Origin of the sequence: Pseudomonas sp. USHLN015 (assembly GCF_037153275.1) — a bacterium.
Taxonomy (GTDB): Bacteria; Pseudomonadota; Gammaproteobacteria; order Pseudomonadales; family Pseudomonadaceae; genus Metapseudomonas; species Metapseudomonas tohonis.
This window is the reverse complement of the sequence record NZ_JBBCKP010000005.1, coordinates 80,904-103,275: the sequence shown is the minus strand read 5'-3', so window position 1 is coordinate 103,275 and position 22,372 is coordinate 80,904. Positions and strand designations below refer to the sequence as shown.

Here is a 22,372-nt window from a genome sequence, read left to right as displayed (position 1 = left end):
AGAATTACGAAATCAGCGTCAATCTTCTGCCATTTCGTCGTCGCGACGGCTCATGCCGTACTTGCGCATCTTCTCCACCAGGGTGGTGCGGCGGATGCGCAGGCGCTCGGCGGCGCGGGCCACCACGCCCGCGGCGTCGTCCAGGGCCTGCTGGATCAGCCCCTGCTCGAGGTTGCCCAGGTAGTCCTTGAGGTCCAGGCCCTCGGGCGGCAGCATCGCCGGGCTGCTGACGCCAGGCAGGCCGGCACCGATGGCGGAGCGCTCCTCGAGCTCCTCGCGCAGGCTGGCGGCCAACTGCTCGTCCTCGTCATCCACGTGGCGGAATTTCTTCGGCAGTTCGGTCACGCCGATGACGCCGTAGGGATGCATGATCGCCATGCGCTCCACCAGGTTGGCCAGCTCGCGGACGTTGCCGGGCCAGTCGTGGTTGCACAGCGACATGATGGCGGCGGAGTTGAAACGGATGGAGCCACGCTTCTCGTGCTCCATGCGCGAGATCAGCTCGTTCATCAGCAGCGGGATGTCCTCGACGCGCTCGCGCAGCGGGGCCATCTCGATAGGGAACACGTTGAGGCGGTAGTAGAGGTCTTCGCGAAAGCCACCGGTCTCGATCATCTGCTCGAGGTTCTTGTGGGTGGCGGCGATGATGCGCACATCGACGTTCTGGGTCTTGTTGCTGCCCACGCGCTCGAAGGTGCGCTCCTGAAGCACGCGCAGCAGCTTGACCTGCATCGGCAGCGGCATGTCGCCGATCTCGTCGAGGAACAGGGTGCCGCCGTTGGCCAGTTCGAAACGCCCGGCACGGCTGGTGATGGCGCCGGTGAAGGCGCCCTTCTCATGGCCGAACAGTTCGCTTTCCAGCAGCTCGGCAGGGATGGCGCCGCAGTTGACCGGAACGAAGGGCGCGTCGCGACGCTTGGAGTGGTAGTGCAGGTTGCGCGCCACCACCTCCTTGCCGGTGCCCGATTCGCCCAGGATCAGCACGCTGGCGTCGGTGTCGGCCACCTGCTGCATCATCTGGCGCACCTGCTGGATGGCCCGGCTGGTACCCACCAGGCTGCGGAACAGGTTCGGCTCGCGCTGGCGGCCGCGCTCGCGGGCCTGGTCATACATCTCGCGATAGACCTGGGCGCGGTGCAGGGAATCCAGCAGCTTGTTGTAGCTGGGCGGCATCTCGAGGCTGGCCAGCACGCGGCGGCGCACCTCGTCGGACCAGTCGGCCGGGACCACCTGGTCGATCAGCAGCACGGGCAGGAACTCGTCCCAGGTCGCCACCTGCTTGAGCAGCTCGGTGGTGCCGCCCTTGGACTCGACATCCCCGAGCAGGACGCAGAGCACGTCGCGCGTGGCGTTCAGCGCGCCGACAGCTTCACGCCAGTCGCGGCTGGCGCAGGCCAGGTGCTCTTCACCGAGAAAGTTCAGAATGACCGCCAGATCACGGCGGCGATCGCTGTTGTCGTCAATCAGCAGAATCTTGGTTTCACGCCACATGCTTGTTCTGTTCTTTGCTCGAGGGCTGATGCCGCCTCAGTAGCGGCACAAGGGCAACCGGTGCCATCAGATTCCCGATGAGCGCCAGCAATTGGCCACTAGTAAAGTCAAAAAAGTGCCAAGAGTCAAATTTATGGCGTGCTTTTTTTGCGTCTGGCGACAGATAGCCTAAGAGGCTGAGGGTGCAGCGCCGATCACCTGTCGACGCCGCATCGGGAGGCTATCAACCGAACAGTTGATAGACCTTGGCGCCCTGGTTGGAACGGACGAGATTGCGGAGTTCGTCGGCGACCTGGTCGCGCTGCTGGGCACAGGCTTCGGTGAGACGACGGTAGACATCGATCAGCGCTTCCAGCTGGGCACGCAGGCCCTCTTCCATGTCGGCGCAATCGAGCATGGCGACATTCACCTGGTCGCGGCACTGGCGGTCGAGCTGGCTCACGATTTCCCAGTCCTGGCTCTCGAAGGCGGAGACCAGGGCCAGGCGGGTTTCTTCGATCTGCTGGAGCATGGCTTGGCTCATTTTCCTCTCCTAACTCAGGGCGCTATGGCATCCCAGCCGGACTTCACTTCACGCAGCAGGCCGGCAACCTCGGTGAGAACCGCAGGGTCGTTGGCTTTGTTGGCGTGGATGAGGCGCGCGATCATGTATTCGTACAGGCGATCAAGATTGGCCGCGACTTCGCCACCGCGAGTCGGGTCCAGTGCTTCGCGGAGGCCGCCGATGATACCGATGGATTTGCTGATCAGCTCGCCTTTCAGTGAGCCCTGGTCGCGCATCATCGCACCCTGGGCCTGAGCCATGCGTTCAAGCCCGCCTTCCATCAGCATCTGGATCAGGCGATGAGGGCTTGCATCAGAGACCTGAGCCTGAACATTCACCTGCTGATACTGCTTCATGGCCAACATCGCTCTCATCTCGCAACTCCTCGTGAACCAGTGTTTCTTCGATGTCCATAATATCGGCTGGTTTCACGGGAGCTTTAAGCCTCCTGCTGAGCTTTTTTCGTCATTAAGACGCGAGCTGACCAAACCTCGGGTTCGGTCAGTTCTTCTTGGTCAGGCCAGGCAGTGCGTCGAGCTGAGAGGTCAGGCTGTCGCTGGTGCCCTGCATCTGCGCCAGCAGGGAGTCGAGGGTGGTGAACTGCTTGTACAGGCGGGTCTGCAGTGCGGTCATGCGCAGGTCGAGGGCCTCCTGCTGCTTGTCGACCCCCTTGATGGTGTCGCGAAGCACCTTGCTGCGCTGCTCGATGACGCCGGTGGAGTCGGTGTAGGGCTTGGCCTGCTTGGTCATGCGGCTGGCCAGGCCGTTGTCACCGGTGAAGAAATCGGAGATGCCCTGGTAATCGGCGGCGATGGCCTTGTCCAGCTTGGTGGCGTCCAGGTCCAGGGTACCGTCCTGCTTGGTGGTGATACCCAGGCTGGCCAGGGCCTTGACGGAGCCTTCGCCACTGGGGGTGACCAGCTCGCTGCGCATCGAGGCGAGCAGGGAGCGTGCGGTGGAGTCGCCGGCCAGCGCCGCCACCACGGGGTTGCTGCCTTCCACGGTGGTCACCTTGGTCAGCGAACTGATGGTGCTCACCATCTTGTTGTACGCGGTGACGAAGTTCTGGACGTTGGTCTTAACCGCGCTGCTGTTCTGCGAGACGGTCAGGGTCAGCGGCTTGTTGGCCTCGGTCTCGGCGGTCAGGTTCAGGGTGACGCCATCGATGGCGGTGGTGACGGCGTTGGAGTCGCTCACCACGTTGAGGCCGTCCACCGTCAGCTTCGCACTCTGGGCGGTCGACAGGGTCTTGCCGGCCTTGGCCACGGCCGCGTCGTACTCGGCGGTGCTCGGGAAGTCCGTCGGATTCAGGGTCGGACCGGGGAAGGTCAGCTTGCTCAGGTCGGTGTTGCTGCCCGAGGTGCTGGTGCCGGTCATGGTGATGTCTTTGCCATCGCCCATCTTGCTGCTGCTCAGCACCAGGCGCGAACCCTGGTTGTCGGTGACGATGGTGGCGGTGATGCCCTTCGCCGCGCCCTGCTTGTTGATCGCGTCGCGGATGCCGGAAAGGGTGTTGTTGGTGCTGTCGACGGCAACGGTCAGCGCATCGTCGCCACCGATCTTGATGTCCAGCGAGCCTTCGTTGAACTTGGTGGTCGCGCCGGTACTGAATGCGGCGGACGCGATCTTGCTGCCGGCGGCCAGTTGGGTGACGTTGATCTTGTAGGTCCCGCCGATGGCGCTCTGGCTGGCCGTGGCGTTGAGCGCTGCGGTGTTGCTCGAGGTTGCGGTGCGCGACAGGAAGCTGGTGGGGCTGTTGAGCAGCGACATCGCCGTCTGGAAATCACTGACGGCGCTCCGAAGCGAGCCGAGGGCGGTGAGCTTGGTCGTGGACTTCGACTCGAGGGTATCGAGCTGGTTCTGCTTCGGCGCCCGGGCGTTGGCCACCAGCGCTTTCACAGTGGCATCGATATCGATGAGTCCAGATCCAACAGTACCGATGGTGGTAGCCATCTCACACCTCCGTCAAAAAAACGTCCCGAGTTCCCTTCGGGGAACGATCATGAGTTTGGCACTCAAGAAACGTACCAACTCAAGCCTTGGCCTCGAACATCAGACTGCGGATGTCTTCCAGGCGTTCAGCGAGCTTCAGCAATTCCTCGGAGGGGATCTGCCGGATCAGCTTGCCGGAATCGGTATCGATGACCTTGACCACCACTTCCCCGCTGGAGTCATCGACATTGAAGTCCAGGCCGCGTTTCACCGTCTGGACGAAGGACTGGATATCGGCGACTGCCGATTCCAGGTCACCACCTTGGGCCTGGGAACGGGCATCCGCCTCGGCGGGGCTTGCCGCATTGCTGGCGGGCGCCACCGTCCTGGCAGCCTCCTGGCCGGGCGTTACGCTGGCAACGGGGTCCTTGGCCAACCTGGGCAGGGCACCGACCGACGTAATGTTCGAGATATCCATTTTACATACCTCACAATGGCCAAATGGGAGGAAGGGTTATCCCCTTCCCCCCATCGTTGCTGGGCGCTCTTCCTGCGTTATTGCAGCAGGCTGAGGACCGACTGCGGCAGTTGGTTCGCCTGGGCCAGGATCGCGGTACCGGCCTGTTGCAGAACCTGGTTCTTGGACAGGGTCGCAGTTTCAGCTGCGAAGTCGGTGTCCTTGATCCGGCTGCGAGCAGCGTCGGCGTTCTCGGAGATGTTCTGCAGGTTGGCTACGGTGTTATCGAAGCGGTTCTGCACAGCACCGAGGTCGGCACGTTGGGAGTCGATCGCGGCCAGGGCGCTATCGACCACTGCCAGGGCGCGCTGGGCACCATCGGCGGTGGAGATGTCGACGTTGGCAACGGTGTTCAGCGTCGAGGAGCTGCCGTTGAACACACCACCGGTCGCACCGGTCACCGCGAAGGATACCGGGGAATCCAGCTGTACGTAACCGAAGGCCTTGCCCCCACCCGCTTTCACGTCCGCGGCTGCACCGTAGGTACCGTCGCTGCCCTGTACGGCCACGTCGATGGTGCCTGCGGAGGTACCGGTGGCAGTGCCGAACTGGATCGTCTCACCGGTGGACGAGGTGATGGTGATCTTGTCGTTCTGCGTGTCGTAGTTGGCGGTCAGGCCAAGCTTGCCGGCGTTGGAGTTGATCTGGTTGGCCAAGTCTTCGTTGGAGGTCACACCCACCATCTGAACGGTGTTGGAACCTACGGTCATGTTGAAGGTGGCAGCACCGGAGGTGAAGTTCACATCGGCCTGGATCACGGTACGGGCGCTGGCGGAGAGGCCGGCGATCGAGCCGTCGAACTTCTGCGCGATGCTCTTCGCGCTGTCGGTCGAAGTGATGTTCACGTCCTTGGTCTGGCCATTGCCGACCACGGTCATGGTGCCGGAGGCGAAGGCGCCACCGCTACCTGCGATCATGGTGCCTGCGACGGTGGAGACCGAGGCGGCCGAAGCACCGGCGGAGTTGGTGGAAGCACCGCCACCGACCTGGTAGGAGCCCAGCTTGGCGGAGGACGCGTCCTTGAGGGTCACGTCGATGGTTTCGTAGGCGTTGGAACCGACCTGGAAGCTGGTGGTACCGAAGGTGCCGTCCAGCAGCTTGCGGCCACCGAAGGTGGTGGTTTCGGCGATACGGGACAGTTCGGCCTGCTGGGCGGTCACTTCTTTCTGCAGGGCGGCGCGGTCGGCGTCGCTGTTCGAGCCGCTGGCTGCCTGGATGGACAGGTCGCGGATACGCTGCAGGATGTTGGTGGACTGCTGCAGGGCACCTTCAGCGGTCTGCGCCAGGGAGATGCCGTCGTTGGCGTTGCGGGTCGCCTGGTTCAGGCCGCTGATCTGGTTGGTCAGACGGTTGGAGATCTGCAGGCCGGCGGCGTCGTCCTTGGCACTGTTGATACGGTTGCCGGTGGAGAGACGCTGCAGCGAGGTGTTCAGCGAGTTGGACGATGCGTTCAGGTTGCGCTGAGTGTTGAGCGAAGCGATGTTGGTGTTGACTGTAAGTGCCATTTGGCGTCTCCCGAAGTACCTAGTATTTACCTGAGCTTTGCGACCTTCAGGACCTGCTGCTCAGGTGCCCCTAGAATTCGCATTCGAACTGTTTATCGGCGCTTGCTGGTGGAGCTTTAGGGGAAATTTGAAATTTATTTCGCCTTGGGCTTGCCGAGCAGGCTCGAACAGTGTTCGTACCAGGGTTATCGGCAGGCGTAGCGAAGGTTTAGCCTTTCGCCACGCCGTTCGTCGGCGACCTCCGGTCAGTCCGGCAGCCAGGCGGAGCGCCAGCGCGCGAGGTTGTCCCCCTCCAGCATCCAGTTGCCCAGCACCTGCTCCCGCAGGGCGTCGCCGGCGGCGGCCGTGGCGTCCAGGTCGGCCAGGTGCATGCGGATGGCGTCCACCCAGTCGCGGAAGCGGTTCTTCACCCGAGTGGCGGTGAGATCGCCGCGGTAGCAGAGCACGTCGCTGCAGATCACCGGGAAGCCGCAGGCCCCGTACTCCAGCAGGCGCAGGTTGCTCTTGCACTCGTTGAACAGGTTCTGCTCCAGCGGGGCCAGGGCCAGGTCGAGGTCCAGGCTGGCCAGCTTGGCCGGGTACTGGTCGATGGGCAGGCCGATGTGGAACTCGTGGACGAACGGCCGCAGCTTCTCCGGGCACATGCCGAAGAACACCCACTCCACCTCCCCCGCCAGCTCGCGCACCACGTCGGCGATCAGCTCAAGGTCGCCCTGGTGGCTGCTGCCGCCGGCCCAGCCCACGCGGGGCTTGCGGCCACGACGGCGCTGGCTGCGCAGGTTGCCCCACCAGTGGGTGGGCAGGGTGTTGGGCACCACGCGGATGTCCGTGTGCAGGTCGGCGAAGGCTTCCGCCAGGGGCTGCGTCGAGACCACGAAGCGGTCGGTCAGGGAAACCGCCTGGCGCAGGGACTTGAGCACGTCCCGGGGCATGCTCTCGCGGTGCATGCTCTTGAGCGGCAGGTTGGGCAGGTAGTCGTCCAGCTCGTAGACCTTGAAGGCGCCGGAGAGCGCCTTCACCTCGCGCATGCCCGCGATCTGCGGCTCCATGATCTGCCGCTGGAACACCACGCTGCGGGCACCGAAGCGCTCCAGCTCAACCGGCGCCAGGTGCACGGCGCTGATCAGGCCGTCGATCAGGCCCTCCTCGCGCAACGCGGCGAACGGCTGGCGCACGCGGTAGTGGCCGCAGCCGGTGGCGTCCGCCGGGTAGCAGAGCACCTGGGGCAGCAGCGGATGGTGCACCCGCCGCGTGCCGTACTCGAAGCCGAAGCCATTGCCGGCCAGGGACAGGTTGGCGTTGTAGGCCGGATCACGGGCCAGGGTCGGCAGCCAGCGCTGCAACATCTCCTCCCGCGCCGCCTTGAGCGCGGCCTGGCGCTGCAGGGCGCCATCGATGGCCAGCACGGGCAGCTCGATGCCGTCGCGCAGCACCGTGCAATGGGGCGTCCAGACGTTCAGCAGGCCCGCGCTGCGAATGCGGAGGCACAGGTCGATGTCGCCATAGAAGGCGCTCAGCTGCGCCTCGTCCATGCCGCCGACCTCGATGAAGGCGCTGCGTCGCACCATCAGGCAGGCCGAGCCGACCGCGCTGTAGTTCTGCGTCACCTGCAAGCGATTCATGTAACCGGGGGCGTCGCCCTCTTCGCCGACGAAGGCGCGCCCGGCGACATCGTGCAACCCCAGCACCACGCCGGCCTGCTCGATGCACCCCATCGAATCGAGCACCTTGGCGCCCACCACCCCCACTTCCGGGCGCTGGGCGTGATTGAGCAACTGCTCCAGCCAATCCTCCTGCACCACCTGCACGTCGTGGCTCAGCAGCAGCAGGTAGTCGGACTCCACCGCCATCGCCACGGCGTTGACCGTCGCCGAGAAGTTGAACGCCCCGGCGAAGCGCCAGACCTTGACCTGCTCGCTCTGCAGCGCCTCGACGCCGTCAAGCCATTGGCGGGTCGCCGGCTCCCGGCTCTCGCAGTCGACCAGGAGCAACTCGTAGCGGGCATAGCGGGTCTTCTCCAGCACGCTCTCCACGCAGCGCTGGAGTAGCGGCAGGTGGTCACGCACCGCGACCACGATGGACACCCGCGGCTGGTCCGCGTGGCCGTAGTCGATGTGATAGCGCCCCGGCATGAACGCCTGCACCGTGGCCGAGTAGCCACGGGCCTCCAGGTGGCGCTCCAGCGCGACCTGCTCGGCCGGGTTGAAGGCCAGGCTGGGAACATCCGCCACCAGCAGCACCTCGGGCAGGTGCAGCAGGCCGTTGCCGCCGGAGCCCTGGACCAGGCGCAGGACGAGGTCCAGCCGGCAGGCATCGCCGAACACCGGATCGAAGCCGCCCAACTCGACGAAGCTGCGCTGGCGCAGCGCCCAGTGACGGCCGTGCATGGCCGGGAAGCTCAGCAGCAGATCGAGGTTGAAGTCCGGCTTGAACAGCGCCCCCAGGGCACCGGAGGGCGAACGCTGCAGCTCGTCGGCATAGAAGGCGTGGATGATCTCGCCGGTCTCCGCCTCGTGGGCCAGGGCCTCGGCGAGCTCCAGGCAGAACAGCAAGGGCCCGGCCTGGGTGAACTCGGTGCCCGCGTCCACCAGCAGCACCCAGTCGAAGGCGGCGGCGGCGACGAACCCGTTGATTGCCTCAACGGGGGCGTCGGGCGAGACCTGGACGAAACCGGCGCGCGTGCCCACGGCCGCTGCGCTGGCGCCGAAGACGGTGACCTCCACCGGCGCCGGCAGCGCGCGCTCCAGGCTCGCCAGGGTGCGCTCCAGCGCCCGCGCATCGTTGCGCTCGAGCACCAGCACCCCGAGCACGGGGCCTTCGCCCTTGCACAGCGCCAGGCGCTCGTCGATCAGCGCGCGCTCGGCCGCCACCGGCAGGCGCGAATCGAGCCAGGCGAGCAGCTTGGGCACCAGGCCCACGGCCATCTCGCCCATCAGCTCGGCGACACGGGCCGAGGCCAGGCCGTCGATGCCAAGGTTGAAATAGGGACGCGCCCGTGCCGCCAGCGCCTGCTGCCGCTCGCGGAACGCCGTATCCACCAGCAATTGGCGGATGGCCTCGGCGAGCTCACCGGGCTCGACGTCCAGCACGCCCGCCTGGGCGTCGTAGCACGGCCCGAACAGGGTGTTGGCCGGGTGCTGCAGGTTGATCGCCGGAGTGCCGCAGAGCATCGCCTCGACGCAGTAGTTGGAGTCCACCGCCACCAGCACGTCGGCGCTGGCGGCCCAGAGCGGGCCATCCTCGACCAGGTAGAAATAGCGCTCGGGGTCCGCGCCGCGCTCGGCCAGCAGCTCCTTGAAGCGGCGCTCGCCGAAGTGATAGTTCGGCGGCCGGTCCTTGATGATCGGGTTGAAGTGCAGGCCGGCACGGAACAGGGTTTCGCAGGCGTCGATGAAGGCGCCCACCGTCTGCCCGAAGATGCCTTCGTCGCCATGGGCGGTCAGGCTGCTGGTCCAGGTGGTGCCGAACACCACGACGGGCTCGCCCTCGCGCAAGGCGTGCCGGCGCCGCAGCTCGCCCTCGTGGACCAGCCGTTCGCCGGCCAGCTTGAGGAACTTGTCCCAGGCCGGGTTGCCGGTGACGCGCAGGCGCTCGGCCGGCACGCCGTAGTCCAGGTACCCCTCCAGCCCGCGCTGCCCATAGACCGCATGGATGTCCGCCACCAGTTGCGCGTGCACGGTGTGCGGGTCGTTCAGGGCCAGGGCGTGGGACAGGTGCAACGAAGGGATGCCCTGGGTCCGCGCCCAGTGCATCGCCACCTTGGACACCGGCAGCACATCCTCGCTGCCGATCATCAGGCACAACTGGTAGTGCCGCTGGGCCAGTTCCAGGCCATGCAGCACGGTCATCAGCAGCGGCAGCTCGGCATCCAGGCGCGCGCCGATCACTCGTGCCAGCGCCCCGCCCTCCTCGGCCGCCAGCAGCGCCGGCAGCGCCTGCTCCAGGTGCTGGCCGTACAGCTCGCGCAGCGGTTCCCACTCGGCACGTATGCCCTGGGCGCCCATGTCACCGAGCTCCTGGTCCATGGCATAGAGCTTGCCGCCGGCCTCGTCGACGATATCGATCAGCGCCTGGGAGATGTACGGGGTCAGGGTGACCACGGTGAGCGGGCCGTGGCGCTTGAAGAATTCCTTCAGCACGCCCACCTGGGGCTCCCAGAGGAAACTGACGATGGCGGGGGTTTTCACGAGCTGACTCCGCTGTGGGTCTTGAAGTAATCGCGCAGCAGCGCGGTCGCCAGGTGGTACTCGAGGCCGGAGACCAGGTCCACGCCTTGCCGCTGCCGCAGCATCGGCTCCACCACCCAGCCCCGGGCGATGGCCATGTTGCGGCTGTCGATGGCCTGGGCCCGCTGCCAGCGACGCAGCTGCTCGGCGACCTCGGGCGCCAGCCAGGGCTCCAGGTCGAAGTCGGGGCGATGGAAGGCCAGGGCCTGTTGCAGGAGGAACAGCACGTGCCGGGTCCGCAAGCTGCCGAGCGGCCCGGCCGTCTGCGCGGCAAAGGCTTCGGGGCCCTGCTCCAGCAGGGCCTCGATACCGGCCAGCGACGGCGCCGCGAGCACCGCCTCGCGGGCGGCCAGGCGTTCGGCCCAGGCGGCGTTGCCGGCCGGGTCGCGACGCTTCTCCAGGGCCACCAGGTAGCGCCCGCTGGCCGAGGTACCGAGCCTGGCGAGCACCTTCTGCTCCAGTTGCAGCGCCAGGCCGAAGAGCGCCTCGTCGCTGTCGAGCCAGGACAGCAGCCGCAGCCATTTGAAGCGCCGCTCCAGGCGCAGGTAGAGCAAGGCGTTGTCCCACAGGCCCGCGTAGGGCTCCAGCGCCACCAGGCTCAGGCCCCGGGCATCGGCCGCCGCCAGCAACGCGGCAGGCGAGCAGAGCGCCACCGCCGGGTCGTCACGGCCACGCTCGGGCCAGGCCGCCGGCGACTCGCCGAAGGCCGCCTGCCAATGGGCGGGCGAGCGCAGGTCGAGGACCACCCGCCCCTCCGACCGCAGGCCTTCGGTGCAGCGATCCAGCAGTTGCGCCAGGTCGCCCGGTGCCGGCAGCGCGGCGAAGGCGCGAACGCCGTCCCAGGCCTCGCGGGCCCCGGCGGTCGGTTCGACGACCACGCGCCCGGCCAGGTGGCGGGCGGCGAAGTCGTCCTCCACGGCACGGCGCAGGCGGGCGATGCCGGGGTTGTCGAAGAGCTGCGGCCCTTCGGACAGCGCCAGGTGGTTGGCGCTCCAGTCTTTCTCGTCAAGCGGCTGCGGATTCATGTGCGGTTCCAGGGGCAAAGCCCCATCAGTGTCTGTTCAGGTGGCGGCCGAGCACGAAGGCCTCGGCGGCCTCCATGCCCACGCAGGCGCCGCGCCAGCGGGCCAGGTGCTCGACGGCCTTGAGCGAGCGCGGATGCGGCCATTCGCGCATCTCCATCGCGTAGGCATCGAGGGCGCGCAGCTTGGTGTCGAGGGTCGAGCCGATGTCGTTGAACCAGCCCGGCCAGAAGGCCGGCGCGCTGTGGGGCACCTGCCATTCGGTGGACGAGGGGATTTCGAAGAACAGCAGCGTGTGCACCGGGTGGCCAGGCTGCGGGCGGCAGGCGGTGACCACCGCCTCGTGCAGGCGCCGGTGGTCGATGTTCACGTCGCCGCTCCAGTGGGCATAGACGATGCCCGGGCGGTGGCGGGCGACCAGCGCCTCGACGGGCTTGACCAGGTCCAGCAGGTCGAGGCCGTCCAGGCGGTTATCCGGCAGGTCGAAGCACTCCAGGCCCTGCACGCCGAGGATGCGGTTGGCCTCGGCGCAGGCATCGCGCAGCGCCTGCTGCTCGGCCTCCTCCGGGGTGCCACGGCTGAACAGGCCCTGGGCCATGATCGCCACCTGCACCTGGTCGCCGTCGGCGACATGACGGGCGATGCTGCCGCCGCAACCCAGCACCTCGTCGTCGGGGTGGGCGGCGATGACTAGTACGCGTTCCTTGCTCATCGGGGGTCTCCGGGGGTGACGGGTGCGCCGAAGCGGCGTTCCAGCTGGGCGGCGGTATCCAGCAGGACATCGGTGGTGAAGAAGGCATCCGAGGCGTTGCGGCCGCAGAGCACCAACGCCGGGGCATGCTCCAGCACGCGCTCGCGCAGCTCGCGGTTGGCGGCCTCCTGGGCCAGGGTGACCTCCGGGAAGCCGTTGGCGATGGACTGCTCCAGCACCAGCCGGGCCTCGCAACCGGGGGCCAGCACTGCGGCATCGCGCAGCTCGCGCAGCACCGCCGCAGCCTGCTGGGCGGTGGTCTCGCCCGGCGCATCGAGGGCCTCCACCGTCAGGCGCCAGGGCGCCTCGTTCCGTTCCAGGACGTTGTCGTAGAGGGTGATGCGGAAGGCGCGCGCCGCCGGGTCGTTCAGGTACAGGTAATGGCAGTCGCAGGCCGCCGGCCGGTCCAGCAGGAAATGGAACAGGCGCAGGGGCAGGAAGCGCGGCGGCGCGGAGGCGACCGGCAGCCCCAGCGCCCTGGCCAGCAGCGCCAGCGGCGCGGTCCAGACCAGTTGCTCGAAGCCCAGCCGCTCGCCGTCGGCCAGGTTCAGCACCTGCGCCGCGTGATCGACGCCCTGGACCTGGGCGCCGGTTAGGATGCGCCCGCCGCCGGCCCGCAGGCGCTCGCAGAGGGCGTCGACCCAACTGCCGACACCACCGTTGCGGGGGTAGCGATGGCGCACCGCGCTGCGCCCTTCCAGGTAGTCGCGGAACGCCACCTTGGCGTCGTAGACCGCCGAACGCTTGAGCTCCCGGCATACCTCGGCGCTGCCGGCGATGACACGGCCATAGCCGAGGAAACGGTGGCTGCTCGCGCTGAGCTGGTCGAAGGGCGCCACGTAGAAACGCCTGAGCAGCGGGAAGAACACCTCGCGCGCCAGCGGCTCGCCGAAGTGCGCGAGCAGCGCCGCCTCCAGGCTCGGGGCGTCGCGGTCGGTGGTCAGGCTGTTCAGCAGCCCGGTGAAGCAGGCCTGGTAGAGGCTGGGCGCCAGGCCGCTGATGTCGATGAACTGGCTGCGCTCGTTGAGCACGCCGGCGAAGACATTGCCCACCCGCAACACGGGCACCTCCTGCCAGTCGAGGCCGGCCTCGTCGAACAGCAGGTGGTCGACCCGCGCATCGCCGGTCATCGCCGGGACATGGGTGCCCTGGTCGAACGCATTGCCGTCCTCGTCGCGGTAGGAGCGCAGCAGCCCGCCGCACGCATCGGCGCGTTCGATCAGCACCACGGGCAGGCCGCAGGCCTGTACCCAGTTCGCCGCCAACAGCCCGGCGATGCCGCCCCCCACCACCACGACCGGGCGCACGGCGTTCATGCCCGCACCGCCGGCTTGCGCGCCACCAGCATCCAGGAGGCGAAGCGATGGCCATCCGCCGGCTCGTAGCGCACCGACTGTTTCTCCTCCAGGTGCAGCAGCTCGAAGTCGGCGAACAGCGCGCGCAGGTGCGCCTCGTCGGAGAAATGCACGCGGCCGGTGCCGGCGAAGGAGCCATCGGTGAAGCCGCTGCGGGTGTGCGGGTCGGCATCGGGCTGGCCACGGCGGGCGTCCGAATGGTTCACCGAGTACCAGTCGACGCCGATGAAGAACCCTCCGGGCACCAGGGCTTCGTGCACCTGGCGCAGGCAGCGGCGGATGGCCTCCTCGCCGTTGCAGGTGAGGGAGGCGCGGTCCAGCACCAGGTCGAAGCCCGGGGCGAAGGGCCAGGGCTGGGTGAAGTCGCCGGTGGCGATGGTCGCGGCCAGCTCGGGCAGGCGCTCGCGCAACTGGGCGGCGATGGTCGGGCTGCCTTCCACGGCGTGGTAGTCCACGCCCAGGGACTGGAAGAACGGGATGTTGGCGCCCGCGCCACAGCCCAGCTCCAGCACGCGCCTGCCGGGGCCGAGCTCGCGGCAGTGGCGCTTGGTCAGGCTGACCACGTCGGACCAGGGCCAGATGGAAAGGTGGGTGCTGGCGGCGTAGCGCTGTTCCCACTCGATGGAAAAACTCATGTCAGCTCCCTGAATTCGCTGCGGCTGTCGCCGCTGTTCATCCACCAGTCCAGCACGCCGAGACCGGGCACGAACGCGCCCCACAGCTGAGGATAGGTGGGCGGGGTGAAGGCCTGGTAACGCACCTCGATGCCCCGTGCGGCGAAGGCGGCCTCGTCGAGGTAGTCACGCCCCAGGGCGCCGGACAGGTAGCTGTCCGCACCCAGGGCCAGGCAGATATCGAGCACCAGCTGCGACTTGCGGCTGTCGACGTCCAGCTCGCTGGCACGCACCAGGGGCGTCTCGATGCCGAGTTTGTCCAGCCAGAAGCCCAGTTGGCGCCAGCAGAGCTCGGCCAGGTTGTCCTGGCGCTCGGCGTACAGCTGCTCCAGCTGCGCGTAGCGTTCGGCGAAGCGCGGTGCCCGGCGGTAGTTCATGGCCACGGCCTTGAGGTGGTCGCGGCGCCAGTCGCGGCTCTCGTCGATGCGGGTCTCGCGCAGGGTGCCGGCCAGGTGGCCCCGGCCGAGCACCGGCACCGTCAACCATTGGGCGCCCTGGGGCGTCTTGATGCGATTGCGGTTGATGAAGCTGTTCTTCTCGAACTGCACGGTGTCGAGGAAGACGAAGCGGTCGACCCGGGCGATGCGGTCGAAGTAGCCCAGCCACGGCAGGTAGGCGGGCTGGTGGATGGCGACCTGGCGCGCGTCACTCATCGAAGAGCCCCGCCAGGAGCGGCCCGCGCAGGCGTCGCCAGTCCTCGGCGAAGAGCGCCAGGACCTCGACGTCGAAGACCCCATCCGGGCGGTGGATGTGCCGGCGCAGGCGCCCCTCCGGCACGAAGCCCAGGCGCTGGTGGACCCGCAGGCTGGCCGCATTGAAGTCGAGCACTTCCGAGCAGATCTTCTCCAGCTGCAGCCCCTCGAACACCTGCTCGGCGAGCAGCGCCAGCATGCGCAGGCCAGTGCCCCTGGGCTGCGGCGAGTCACCGAGGTTGAAGCCCCAGGTGCAGCGCCGGTGCCGCTCGCTGATGTCCGCGAGGCTGGCGTAGCCCACAGGCGTGCCGTCACGCTCCAGCAGCAAGTGGCGCGAGGCCGGGTTGGCCAGTTCGCGCTGCAACCACCTCTGGTGCTCGGGCAGGGCGATCTCGGCGGTGTTGTACATGCACTGGCGCACCGGCTCGGCGTTGCGCCAGCGCAGCAGCAACGCGGCGTCGTCCAGGGTCGCCGGACGCAGCTGGAAGGTCGATGCCGGCACCGCGCTCATGGCGCGTCCACCGGGGCGAAATCCCCCAGGCGGAGCAGCTCGCCGCTGCCGATGGCCCGTGTCGCGACGCTGCCCAGCGCCTGCTCGTAAAGGGCGGGCGGCAAGCCGTTGCCGGGACGGCGCAGCCCCAGGTTGTGCTCGTCCAGGCGTTCGCCCACGGCGATATCGCGCAGCGCCATGAGGCTGCGCCGGGCGAGTACGCGCATGTCCCCTTCGGCGCGCGTCGGGCGCAGGTAGGGCGAACCGATGATGGCGTCGGCCCGGTGGATATGGGCGATCCATTCGGCCAGGCCCTGGGGGTTCTCGGAGAACCAGTGATCCGGCCCCGGCAGGTCGTGGTCGAGGGTGAAGTGCTTCTCGAACAGCCGCGCCCCGCGCGCCACCGCCAGGGAGGCCGCCAGGGGCCCCTGGGTGTGGTCGGAGAACCCGGTCAGCAGCCCGGGGAAGGCCTGCTGCAGGGTGCCCAGCTTGGCCAGGTTGACGTCCGCGTCGGGGGTCGGGTACTGCGAGGTGCACAGCAGCAGCGCGACCTGGGCACCCTCGAACCAGCCCACCGTCTCCAGCGCCTGGTGCACGTCGGCCAGGTCGCTCATGCCGCAGGACAGGATCAGCGGCAGCCCGGCGCCGGCGTAGTGGCGCAGCAGCGGCAGGTTGCTGAAATCGTCCGAGCCGACCTTGATCGCCGGCACGCCGATGCGTTGCAGCAACGCGAGATCGCTGCGGTTCTGCGGCGAGGAGAAGAAGGTGATGCCGACCTTGGCGCAATGGGCCCTGACCGCCCGCCACTGCGCCTCGTCGAACTCGTAGCGCTTGAACATCGCCAGCATGGACTCGGTGACGCTGCGCCCCTGGGACTGGTAGGTGAACATCTGCTGCGGGTCGCCGCAGAACTCCTCGGCCTTGAAGGTCTGGAACTTCACCGCGTCGGCGCCCGACTCGCGGGCGACGTCGATCATCTTCAGGGCCAGGTCGAGATCACCGTTGTGGTTGATGCCCACCTCGGCGATGCAATAGGGCTTCTCGTCGGGCCCGATGGGGCGTCCGGCAATTTCGAAGCGGCGTGTCGACATGCTGATGGTTCCTCTGCGGACGGCTCAGGAGCCGACCGACGCATCCAGGAGGGCGCGGCAGACCCGGACGGCGCCGAAGCCGTCGACCAGGTCCCAGGCGCGTTGGGAAAGCCCGCGCAGCCGCTCGGCATCGAGGCCGTCCAGCGCGCGCCGGTAGTCCGTGGGGGTGACACGGGCGTGCTCGCCCAGGTCGATGGCCAGGCCGAGTTCGTGCAACCCCCTGGCCAGCTCGCGCTGGTTCTCGGCCAGCACCACCACCAGCGCCGGCAGGCCGAGGGCGCAACGCTCCCAGGACGACGAGCCGGCGGCGCCGATGGCCAGGTCGGCCTCGGCCATCAGCCGGGCCATGTAGTCGATCTGGCAATGCAGGCGCCAGCCGTGGGCGGCGCAGAGGGCGTCCAGCGCCTGCCGGTCCGCGTGCCCCTGGCCAATGACCACGTCCACCTGCAGTGACGGCCGCCAGCCGGCCAGCGCCTGCAGGGCCTTGAGCGTCTCGCCCTGGTCGTCGCCGCCGGTGAAGAACACCAGCACGCGTTCCAGCTCACCGGTACGCGGGGCGACCTGCTCGCGGGCCAGCAGGAACTCGTCGCGCAACAGCGCATGGGTGGGGCCGAACAGGCGGGTCGCCGCGTCCGCCAGGCGGCCGGCATAGCGTACGTCCGGCTCGGCGTGCAGGCCCTGGTCCAGCAGCAGGTCGCAGTCCAGCGGGCGGTTGGCCAGGTCGTCCAGCACCATGACCCGCCGCGCATGGCGACGAGCCAGGCCGTGCCACTCGGCGTCCAGGCCGTAGTGGTCGACGATGCACCAGTCGAAATGGCGTTCGCCCAGCAGCGCATGCAACGCCTCGGCGTCGGCGAGGTTGTCGATCCGTGCCTCGGCGGTGCCGGCCGCCCGCTCGCCGGCATAGCGTGCCGGCAGCTCGAGCAGTTCGTACTCGGCCGGCACCAGCGACAGGGGCGCGCCTTCCAGGCCGCGACAGGCGAAGCTCAGGTGGGCGCCCTGCTCGTGCAGTTCGCGGGCCAGCGTCAGGCAGCGCATCAGGTGGCCGCTGCCGATGACGGGCGACGCATCCACGCGAAACAGCACGCGCATCTCAGATGTCCCCCTCCAGCAGCAGGGTCGCGTACATCAGTTCGGCACGGTGCCAGTCCTCGGGGCTGTCGATGTCCTGCACCAGGTAGCGCGGCAGGATCAGCGGCAGCGAATGCGCGGCGTGGATCGCCTTGCCCTCGTTCCAGGCGGCGCTGCGCCCCCAGTAGAACTGGCCGGCGTCGTGGTAGGCGCGCTCCAGGTCCTGGGAGCGGGTCTCGTAGAACTCGGGGTAGAGCGACTCGACGCCGCCGTCGGCATTCACCCGCAGGGCGCGCTGCACCGGCGAGGCGAAGTCGGTGACGGTGAAGGCGAAATCCTTGTCCGGGCGCGCGGCCAGAAGCTCGAAGCCTTCGACGAGCTTCTCCGGCAGCACCAGGGGCGCGGTGGCGTAGAGGCAGCAGGTGTAGTCGGGCTGGTAACCGGCGGCGGCCAGCTCGCGCAGGGCGTGCTGGATCACCTCGACGGTGCCGGCATGATCGTCGGCCAGCGACGCCGGACGCACGAAGGGCACCTCGGCGCCATGGGCCAGGGCGATGTCGGCGATCTCGGTATCGTCGGTGCTGACCACCACCCGCTCGAACAGCCCGCAGGCCAGGGCGGCGCGGATCGAGTAGGTGATCATCGGCTGCCCCTGGAAGAGCTTCACGTTCTTGCGCGGAATCCGCTTGCTGCCTCCGCGGGCAGGAATGATGGCGACCTTGCTCATGGGCGTTTTTCCAGAAGGAACCAGTTGATGTCGTCGGTCGGGAAATTGACGTCGCGCCGATAGACGAAGCCGTAGTCGACCAGCTGCAGGTCGGGGTACAGGTCGAGCATCTCGCCGGCGAAGTCCCGCTTGAACAGCTTGCCCGCATGGCCCCGGTAGCTGATCTCCACCGGCGCGGGGCTGTAGTACTCGGCGATCAGCACGTGACGGCGGCTGGCCTCATGGAGTTTGGCATAGGCCTGGGGCAGCAGCTCCGGCGGCAGATGGATGAGTACGCCCCGGGTGAAGGCCAGGTCCACGGGCTGTTGCACCGGGTAGTCGAACAGAGAGCCCTGCCAGATATCGGCGATGCCCAGGGCCTGGGCGATGTCGCGGGCCTTGGCGTTGAGCTCGACGCCCAGCAGCGTCGCCTCGGGGAACAGGCGGTTCAGCGCGCGCAGGTTGAGGCCGCGGTTGGTGCCCAGCTCCAGCACGCTGTCGATGCGCCCGGCGCGGCGCAGGGCCTGGGCGAAGAAGGCGGTGACGTTGGCGACGTGGACCTCGCCGTCGTTGCGGTCGACGTACTGGTCGCCGAACTCGCCTTGCCAGAATCGTTCTTGCTCGGTCAGCTCACGCACGGGTTTCTCCAGTCACTGCAGGACGCTGGCGAGGGTGCTCGCCACCTGGTCCTGCTGCTCGTCGGTCAGGTCGGGGAACAGCGGCAGGCTCAGGGCCTCGGCGTAGTAGCGCTCGGCCTCGGGGAAGTCGCCCGGGGCGAAGCCCAGCTGCCGGTAGTAGGGCTGCAGGTGCACGGGGATGTAATGCAGGTTGACGCCGATGCCGGCACCGCGCAGTGCTTCGAAGATCGCCCGGTGGCCGTGCTGCAGGCGCTCCAGGCGCAGGCGCACCGGGTACAGGTGCCAGGCCGGCTCGGCGCCCGCCTGCACCTGCGGCAGTTCCAGCGGCAGGTCGGCGAGCCGCTCGCCATAGCGGGCCACCAGTTGCCGGCGACGGGCGACGAAGGCATCCAGGCGTTGCAGCTGGGACAGGCCGAGGGCGGCCTGCAGGTCGGTCATGCGGTAGTTGAAGCCCAGTTCCAGCTGCTGGTAGTACCAGGGGCCTTCGCTCGGGCCCGTCATCGCCGCCGGGTCACGGGTGATGCCGTGGCTGCGCAGGCGGCGCAGGCGCTCGGCCAGCCGCGGGTCGTTGGTGGTGAGCAGGCCGCCCTCCCCCGTGGTGATGATCTTCACCGGGTGGAAGCTGAACACGGTGATGTCGGCATGCTCGCAACAGCCCACCGGGCGACCGCCGTAGCTGGCGCCGATGGCATGGGAGGCGTCCTCGATCACGCGGAAGCCGTAGCGTCGCGCCAGTTCAGCGATGCGTGCCATGTCGCAGCTCTGTCCGGCGAAGGCGACGGGAACCACCACCTTGGGCAGGGTGCCGTCGCGTTCGGCGCGCTGAAGGCGGGCGTCGAGCTGGGCGACATCGAGGTTGAGGGTCGCCGGGTCGATGTCGACGAAATCCACCTGGGCGCCGCAGTACAGGCCGCAATTGGCGCTGGCGACGAAGGTATTGGGGCTGGTCCAGAGGCGGTCGCCCGGCCCCAGGTCGAGGGCCAGGCAGGCGATGTGCAGGGCTGCGGTGGCGTTGCTCACGGCGATGCCGTGGGCGGCCTGGCAACGCTGGGCGACGGCCTGCTCGAAGCGTTCGATGGCCGGGCCCTGGGTCAGCCAGTCGGAACGCAGGGTGTCGACCACCGCATCGATGTCGGCCTGGCTGATGTTCTGGCGACCGTAGGGAATCATGGTCAGGCCCAGGCGTCGGCCAGCTGTCGCAGCTCGGGCACGCTCAGGTAGTGGGGATTGCTGTCGGAGACGTACTCGAAGCCCTCCTCCACCGCCACACCGACGCCACCCAGGCCATCGCGGGCGTAGTCGTACTGGGTGTTGAAGGTGATCGACGGGGCGATGACGAAGTGCCGGTCGAATTCGAAGGTGTGGGTGCTGTCATCGCGGGAGATCATCATTTCGTGCAGCTTCTCGCCCGGGCGGATACCCACCTGCTTGTGCGGCATGCCGGGCGCCAGCGCCTCGGCCAGGTCGGTGATGCGCGCAGAGGGGATCTTGGGCACGAACAGTTCCCCGCCGTGCATGCGCTCGAAGCTGCGCATGACGAAGTCGACGCCCTCGTCGAGGGTGATCCAGAAGCGGGTCATGCGCGGGTCGGTGATCGGCAGCTCGCGGGCGCCTTCGGCGATCAGCTTGCGGAAGAACGGCAGGACCGAACCCCGGGAGCCGACCACATTGCCGTAGCGCACCACGGCGAAACGGGTCTGGTGGTCACCGGTGATGTTGTTGGCGGCGACGAACAGCTTGTCGCTGAGCAGCTTGGTGGCGCCGTAGAGGTTGACCGGGCTGGAGGCCTTATCGGTGGACAGCGCCACGACCTTCTGCACGCCATTGGCCAAGGCCGCGTTGATGATGTTCTCGGCGCCGCTGACATTGGTGCGGATGCATTCGGTGGGGTTGTATTCGGCGGCCGGCACCTGCTTCAGCGCAGCGGCGTGGACTACCAGGTCGATGCCGCGCATGGCCTGCTGCAGGCGTTCGGCATCGCGCACGTCACCCAGGAAATAGCGCATGCAGGGGGCGTTGAACTCCTGCTGCATCTCGTACTGCTTGAGTTCGTCGCGGGAGAACACCACAACCCGCTTGGGCTGGTAGCGCGCCAGCAGGGTACGGATGAACGCGCGACCGAACGAGCCGGTGCCCCCGGAAACGAATACGGACTTGCCATCGAACATGCTGCTCTCCCCTGCCCATGTCAGCCGGCCCTGCGCCGGATGAACGCGCTGCCTTTATCGCTGACAGTTTTATGGCGCTCGCTTTTGATGTCGAGACCCAAAGCAAGCATGGTGCCAACCCGTTGAAATGCAAGGAGGCCCGGCAAGGAGACGGAGGGATTGGCGCCGCGCGCGACGGGCGCGGCGGACGAGTCAGTTGAGGAAGTTGAACAGACTCAGGCCGCTGATCTTCACGTAGCTCTGCTGCGCGGCCTGGAGGATGGTGGACTGCATGGTCAGGCGCGACAGGGCCTCGGCATAGTCGAGGTCCTCCAGCGACGACTGCACGGACTTGTTCACCAGGCTGACATCGTCGACGAAGCCTTCGGTCGAATCCAGTGTGTTCAGGCGTGCCCCTACCGAGCCCTGCACCGCCAGCACCTTGGTGTTGACGGCGTCGAGGTTGGAGGTGGCGATCGCCACGGCGTCGCGGATCTGCCGGTTGCCTGCCGGGGTATCGGAGGACGACTGCAGGGCCTTGCGCAGGTCGGAGACGACGTTGAGCAGGCTGCGTTTCTCGGCGTCCGGCTTGCGGTTGACGGCAAAGTCGTCACCGGCCGCCGGCGCACCGTCGATCTGGACCTTGACACCACCGTAGGTGATGAAATCGGAGGTCTGCGAGTTGGTGTCCAGGGCACCGGTGGCCAGTTGCCCGGCCGGCGGGGTCGCCGGGTTGTAGGTGGTCCAGTCATAGCCGACCGGCAGGGTGGCCGGGTCGTAGACCACATAGCGCTGGGCATCGAGGAAGTGGATGCCGATGGCGTCGGTGGCCGCCGGCGGGTTGCTGGAGGGGAAGACCGTGTCGTAGTCCGTCTTGTCGACGACCAGGCCCTGGGAAATGGTCGCGGTGCTGCCGGTCCCCGTGGCGCTCTTGGAGGTGGTCACGCGGTTGGCGTTGAAGACGTTCTCGAACAGGTCCTTGCCGTTGTCGCCCAGGGCCAGGAAGTTGCTGCTGGCCACCTGGACCTCGCGCCGGCCTTCGTCGCCCTGGTAGCTGTAGGTGCCATCGGCATTACGCACGAAGGGCTGGGTGTCGGCCTGGGACCCGGAAAACAGGTACTTGCCGCTGGCGTCCTTGCTGTTGAGCAGGCTCATCAGTTCGTCTTCGCGCTGCTGCAACTCGGTGGCCAGGGAGGCCTTGTCGGTGGAGTCCAGGGCACCGTCGCCCGCTTCGACGGCGATCTCGCGGATGCGCTGCATCACGTTGCCGACGGAGGTGAGGATGCTCTCTTCGGAGTTCAGGCTGTTCTTCGCGGCGGTGATGTTGGACTTGTACTGGGCGTTGAGCGCCTCTTCCTGGCTCAACTGCAGCAGGCGCACGGAGGCCACGGGATCGTCGGCGGGCGTGAGGATGCGCTTGCCGGTGCTGATCTGCTCCTGGGTCCGGGTCACGTTCGCGTAGTTCTTCTGCAGGCCCGCGACCTGGTTGTTGAAAGCCTGGATAGTCGAGATTCTCATTT

The 22,372-nt window shown here is 67.7% G+C and carries 20 protein-coding genes; all 20 read right to left on the bottom strand.

Annotated elements, in window-relative coordinates; translation table 11 throughout:
• Window positions 1-18 precede the first annotated feature (18 nt).
• Window positions 19-1,491, bottom strand: coding sequence for a sigma-54 dependent transcriptional regulator (locus WFQ67_RS11515; RefSeq protein ID WP_111260895.1), 1,473 nt, complete (start codon window positions 1,489-1,491; stop codon window positions 19-21).
• A 223-nt stretch (window positions 1,492-1,714) separates the two neighbouring features.
• Window positions 1,715-2,014, bottom strand: coding sequence for a flagellar protein FliT (locus tag WFQ67_RS11510; RefSeq protein ID WP_111260896.1), 300 nt, complete (start codon window positions 2,012-2,014; stop codon window positions 1,715-1,717).
• Between the two features lie 14 nt (window positions 2,015-2,028).
• Window positions 2,029-2,409 carry a flagellar export chaperone FliS gene (fliS, locus tag WFQ67_RS11505; RefSeq protein WP_173177772.1) on the bottom strand — a complete coding sequence of 127 codons (381 nt, stop codon included), beginning with the start codon at window positions 2,407-2,409 and terminating at the stop codon, window positions 2,029-2,031.
• Window positions 2,410-2,536: 127 nt separating this feature from the next.
• The gene (gene fliD, locus WFQ67_RS11500) at window positions 2,537-3,988 is read right to left on the bottom strand and encodes a flagellar filament capping protein FliD (protein ID WP_213625460.1); all 1,452 of its coding nucleotides are present in this window, start codon (window positions 3,986-3,988) and stop codon (window positions 2,537-2,539) included.
• A gap of 79 nt (window positions 3,989-4,067) precedes the next feature.
• Window positions 4,068-4,445 carry a flagellar protein FlaG gene (locus tag WFQ67_RS11495; protein WP_213625461.1) on the bottom strand — a complete coding sequence of 126 codons (378 nt, stop codon included), beginning with the start codon at window positions 4,443-4,445 and terminating at the stop codon, window positions 4,068-4,070.
• 77 nt (window positions 4,446-4,522) lie between these two features.
• Entirely contained in the window at window positions 4,523-5,989 is a 1,467-nt protein-coding gene (locus tag WFQ67_RS11490; protein ID WP_213625462.1) for a flagellin, read from the bottom strand.
• 245 nt (window positions 5,990-6,234) lie between these two features.
• Complete coding sequence (locus tag WFQ67_RS11485) at window positions 6,235-10,176, bottom strand: glycosyltransferase (RefSeq protein WP_337056939.1); 3,942 nt, start codon at window positions 10,174-10,176, stop codon at window positions 6,235-6,237.
• Window positions 10,173-11,240, bottom strand: coding sequence for a hypothetical protein (locus WFQ67_RS11480; RefSeq protein WP_337056938.1), 1,068 nt, complete (start codon window positions 11,238-11,240; stop codon window positions 10,173-10,175). The genes WFQ67_RS11485 and WFQ67_RS11480 overlap by 4 nt, the downstream gene beginning before the upstream one ends.
• 25 nt (window positions 11,241-11,265) lie before the next feature.
• The gene (locus WFQ67_RS11475) at window positions 11,266-11,949 is read right to left on the bottom strand and encodes a PIG-L deacetylase family protein (protein WP_337056937.1); all 684 of its coding nucleotides are present in this window, start codon (window positions 11,947-11,949) and stop codon (window positions 11,266-11,268) included.
• The gene (locus tag WFQ67_RS11470; RefSeq protein ID WP_337056936.1) at window positions 11,946-13,304 is read right to left on the bottom strand and encodes an FAD-dependent oxidoreductase; all 1,359 of its coding nucleotides are present in this window, start codon (window positions 13,302-13,304) and stop codon (window positions 11,946-11,948) included. The genes WFQ67_RS11475 and WFQ67_RS11470 overlap by 4 nt, the downstream gene beginning before the upstream one ends.
• On the bottom strand, window positions 13,301-13,978 hold the full coding sequence (locus WFQ67_RS11465) for a class I SAM-dependent methyltransferase (RefSeq protein ID WP_337056935.1): 678 nt from the start codon (window positions 13,976-13,978) through the stop codon (window positions 13,301-13,303). Before WFQ67_RS11465 ends, WFQ67_RS11470 begins: the two co-directional genes overlap by 4 nt.
• The gene (locus WFQ67_RS11460) at window positions 13,975-14,670 is read right to left on the bottom strand and encodes a WbqC family protein (protein WP_337056934.1); all 696 of its coding nucleotides are present in this window, start codon (window positions 14,668-14,670) and stop codon (window positions 13,975-13,977) included. Before WFQ67_RS11460 ends, WFQ67_RS11465 begins: the two co-directional genes overlap by 4 nt.
• Window positions 14,663-15,220 carry a UDP-4-amino-4,6-dideoxy-N-acetyl-beta-L-altrosamine N-acetyltransferase gene (pseH, locus tag WFQ67_RS11455; protein ID WP_337056933.1) on the bottom strand — a complete coding sequence of 186 codons (558 nt, stop codon included), beginning with the start codon at window positions 15,218-15,220 and terminating at the stop codon, window positions 14,663-14,665. The genes WFQ67_RS11460 and pseH overlap by 8 nt, the downstream gene beginning before the upstream one ends.
• On the bottom strand, window positions 15,217-16,290 hold the full coding sequence (locus WFQ67_RS11450) for an N-acetylneuraminate synthase family protein (protein ID WP_337056932.1): 1,074 nt from the start codon (window positions 16,288-16,290) through the stop codon (window positions 15,217-15,219). The genes pseH and WFQ67_RS11450 overlap by 4 nt, the downstream gene beginning before the upstream one ends.
• Before the next feature lie 24 nt (window positions 16,291-16,314).
• Entirely contained in the window at window positions 16,315-17,382 is a 1,068-nt protein-coding gene (gene pseG / locus WFQ67_RS11445; RefSeq protein WP_213625470.1) for a UDP-2,4-diacetamido-2,4,6-trideoxy-beta-L-altropyranose hydrolase, read from the bottom strand.
• Window position 17,383: 1 nt separating this feature from the next.
• Window positions 17,384-18,088: a pseudaminic acid cytidylyltransferase gene (gene pseF, locus WFQ67_RS11440; RefSeq protein ID WP_213625471.1), complete on the bottom strand. Its 705-nt coding sequence runs from the start codon at window positions 18,086-18,088 to the stop codon at window positions 17,384-17,386.
• Complete coding sequence (locus WFQ67_RS11435) at window positions 18,085-18,705, bottom strand: pseudaminic acid biosynthesis-associated methylase (protein WP_213625472.1); 621 nt, start codon at window positions 18,703-18,705, stop codon at window positions 18,085-18,087. The genes pseF and WFQ67_RS11435 overlap by 4 nt, the downstream gene beginning before the upstream one ends.
• A 12-nt stretch (window positions 18,706-18,717) precedes the next feature.
• Window positions 18,718-19,875 carry a UDP-4-amino-4,6-dideoxy-N-acetyl-beta-L-altrosamine transaminase gene (gene pseC / locus WFQ67_RS11430; RefSeq protein WP_337056930.1) on the bottom strand — a complete coding sequence of 386 codons (1,158 nt, stop codon included), beginning with the start codon at window positions 19,873-19,875 and terminating at the stop codon, window positions 18,718-18,720.
• A 2-nt stretch (window positions 19,876-19,877) separates the two neighbouring features.
• Complete coding sequence (pseB, locus tag WFQ67_RS11425; RefSeq protein WP_337056929.1) at window positions 19,878-20,873, bottom strand: UDP-N-acetylglucosamine 4,6-dehydratase (inverting); 996 nt, start codon at window positions 20,871-20,873, stop codon at window positions 19,878-19,880.
• 192 nt (window positions 20,874-21,065) lie between these two features.
• Window positions 21,066-22,370 (bottom strand): flagellar hook-associated protein FlgL, encoded by a 1,305-nt coding sequence (gene flgL / locus WFQ67_RS11420; protein ID WP_213625475.1) that lies wholly within the window; start codon window positions 22,368-22,370, stop codon window positions 21,066-21,068.
• Between the last annotated feature and the right edge of the window lie 2 nt (window positions 22,371-22,372).

Coding starts and splice junctions, on each gene's coding strand:
- WFQ67_RS11475 (WP_337056937.1), bottom strand. CDS start 11,949: ATGAGCAAGGAACGCGTACTAGTCATCGCCGCCCACCCCGACGACGAG.
- WFQ67_RS11510 (WP_111260896.1), bottom strand. CDS start 2,014: ATGAGCCAAGCCATGCTCCAGCAGATCGAAGAAACCCGCCTGGCCCTG.
- WFQ67_RS11490 (WP_213625462.1), bottom strand. CDS start 5,989: ATGGCACTTACAGTCAACACCAACATCGCTTCGCTCAACACTCAGCGC.
- WFQ67_RS11465 (WP_337056935.1), bottom strand. CDS start 13,978: ATGAGTTTTTCCATCGAGTGGGAACAGCGCTACGCCGCCAGCACCCAC.
- pseH (WP_337056933.1), bottom strand. CDS start 15,220: ATGAGCGCGGTGCCGGCATCGACCTTCCAGCTGCGTCCGGCGACCCTG.
- WFQ67_RS11495 (WP_213625461.1), bottom strand. CDS start 4,445: ATGGATATCTCGAACATTACGTCGGTCGGTGCCCTGCCCAGGTTGGCC.
- WFQ67_RS11515 (WP_111260895.1), bottom strand. CDS start 1,491: ATGTGGCGTGAAACCAAGATTCTGCTGATTGACGACAACAGCGATCGC.
- fliD (WP_213625460.1), bottom strand. CDS start 3,988: ATGGCTACCACCATCGGTACTGTTGGATCTGGACTCATCGATATCGAT.
- WFQ67_RS11450 (WP_337056932.1), bottom strand. CDS start 16,290: ATGTCGACACGCCGCTTCGAAATTGCCGGACGCCCCATCGGGCCCGAC.
- WFQ67_RS11460 (WP_337056934.1), bottom strand. CDS start 14,670: ATGAGTGACGCGCGCCAGGTCGCCATCCACCAGCCCGCCTACCTGCCG.
- pseB (WP_337056929.1), bottom strand. CDS start 20,873: ATGTTCGATGGCAAGTCCGTATTCGTTTCCGGGGGCACCGGCTCGTTC.
- WFQ67_RS11480 (WP_337056938.1), bottom strand. CDS start 11,240: ATGAATCCGCAGCCGCTTGACGAGAAAGACTGGAGCGCCAACCACCTG.
- WFQ67_RS11470 (WP_337056936.1), bottom strand. CDS start 13,304: ATGAACGCCGTGCGCCCGGTCGTGGTGGTGGGGGGCGGCATCGCCGGG.
- flgL (WP_213625475.1), bottom strand. CDS start 22,370: ATGAGAATCTCGACTATCCAGGCTTTCAACAACCAGGTCGCGGGCCTG.
- pseC (WP_337056930.1), bottom strand. CDS start 19,875: ATGATTCCCTACGGTCGCCAGAACATCAGCCAGGCCGACATCGATGCG.
- pseG (WP_213625470.1), bottom strand. CDS start 17,382: ATGCGCGTGCTGTTTCGCGTGGATGCGTCGCCCGTCATCGGCAGCGGC.
- fliS (WP_173177772.1), bottom strand. CDS start 2,409: ATGAGAGCGATGTTGGCCATGAAGCAGTATCAGCAGGTGAATGTTCAG.
- pseF (WP_213625471.1), bottom strand. CDS start 18,088: ATGAGCAAGGTCGCCATCATTCCTGCCCGCGGAGGCAGCAAGCGGATT.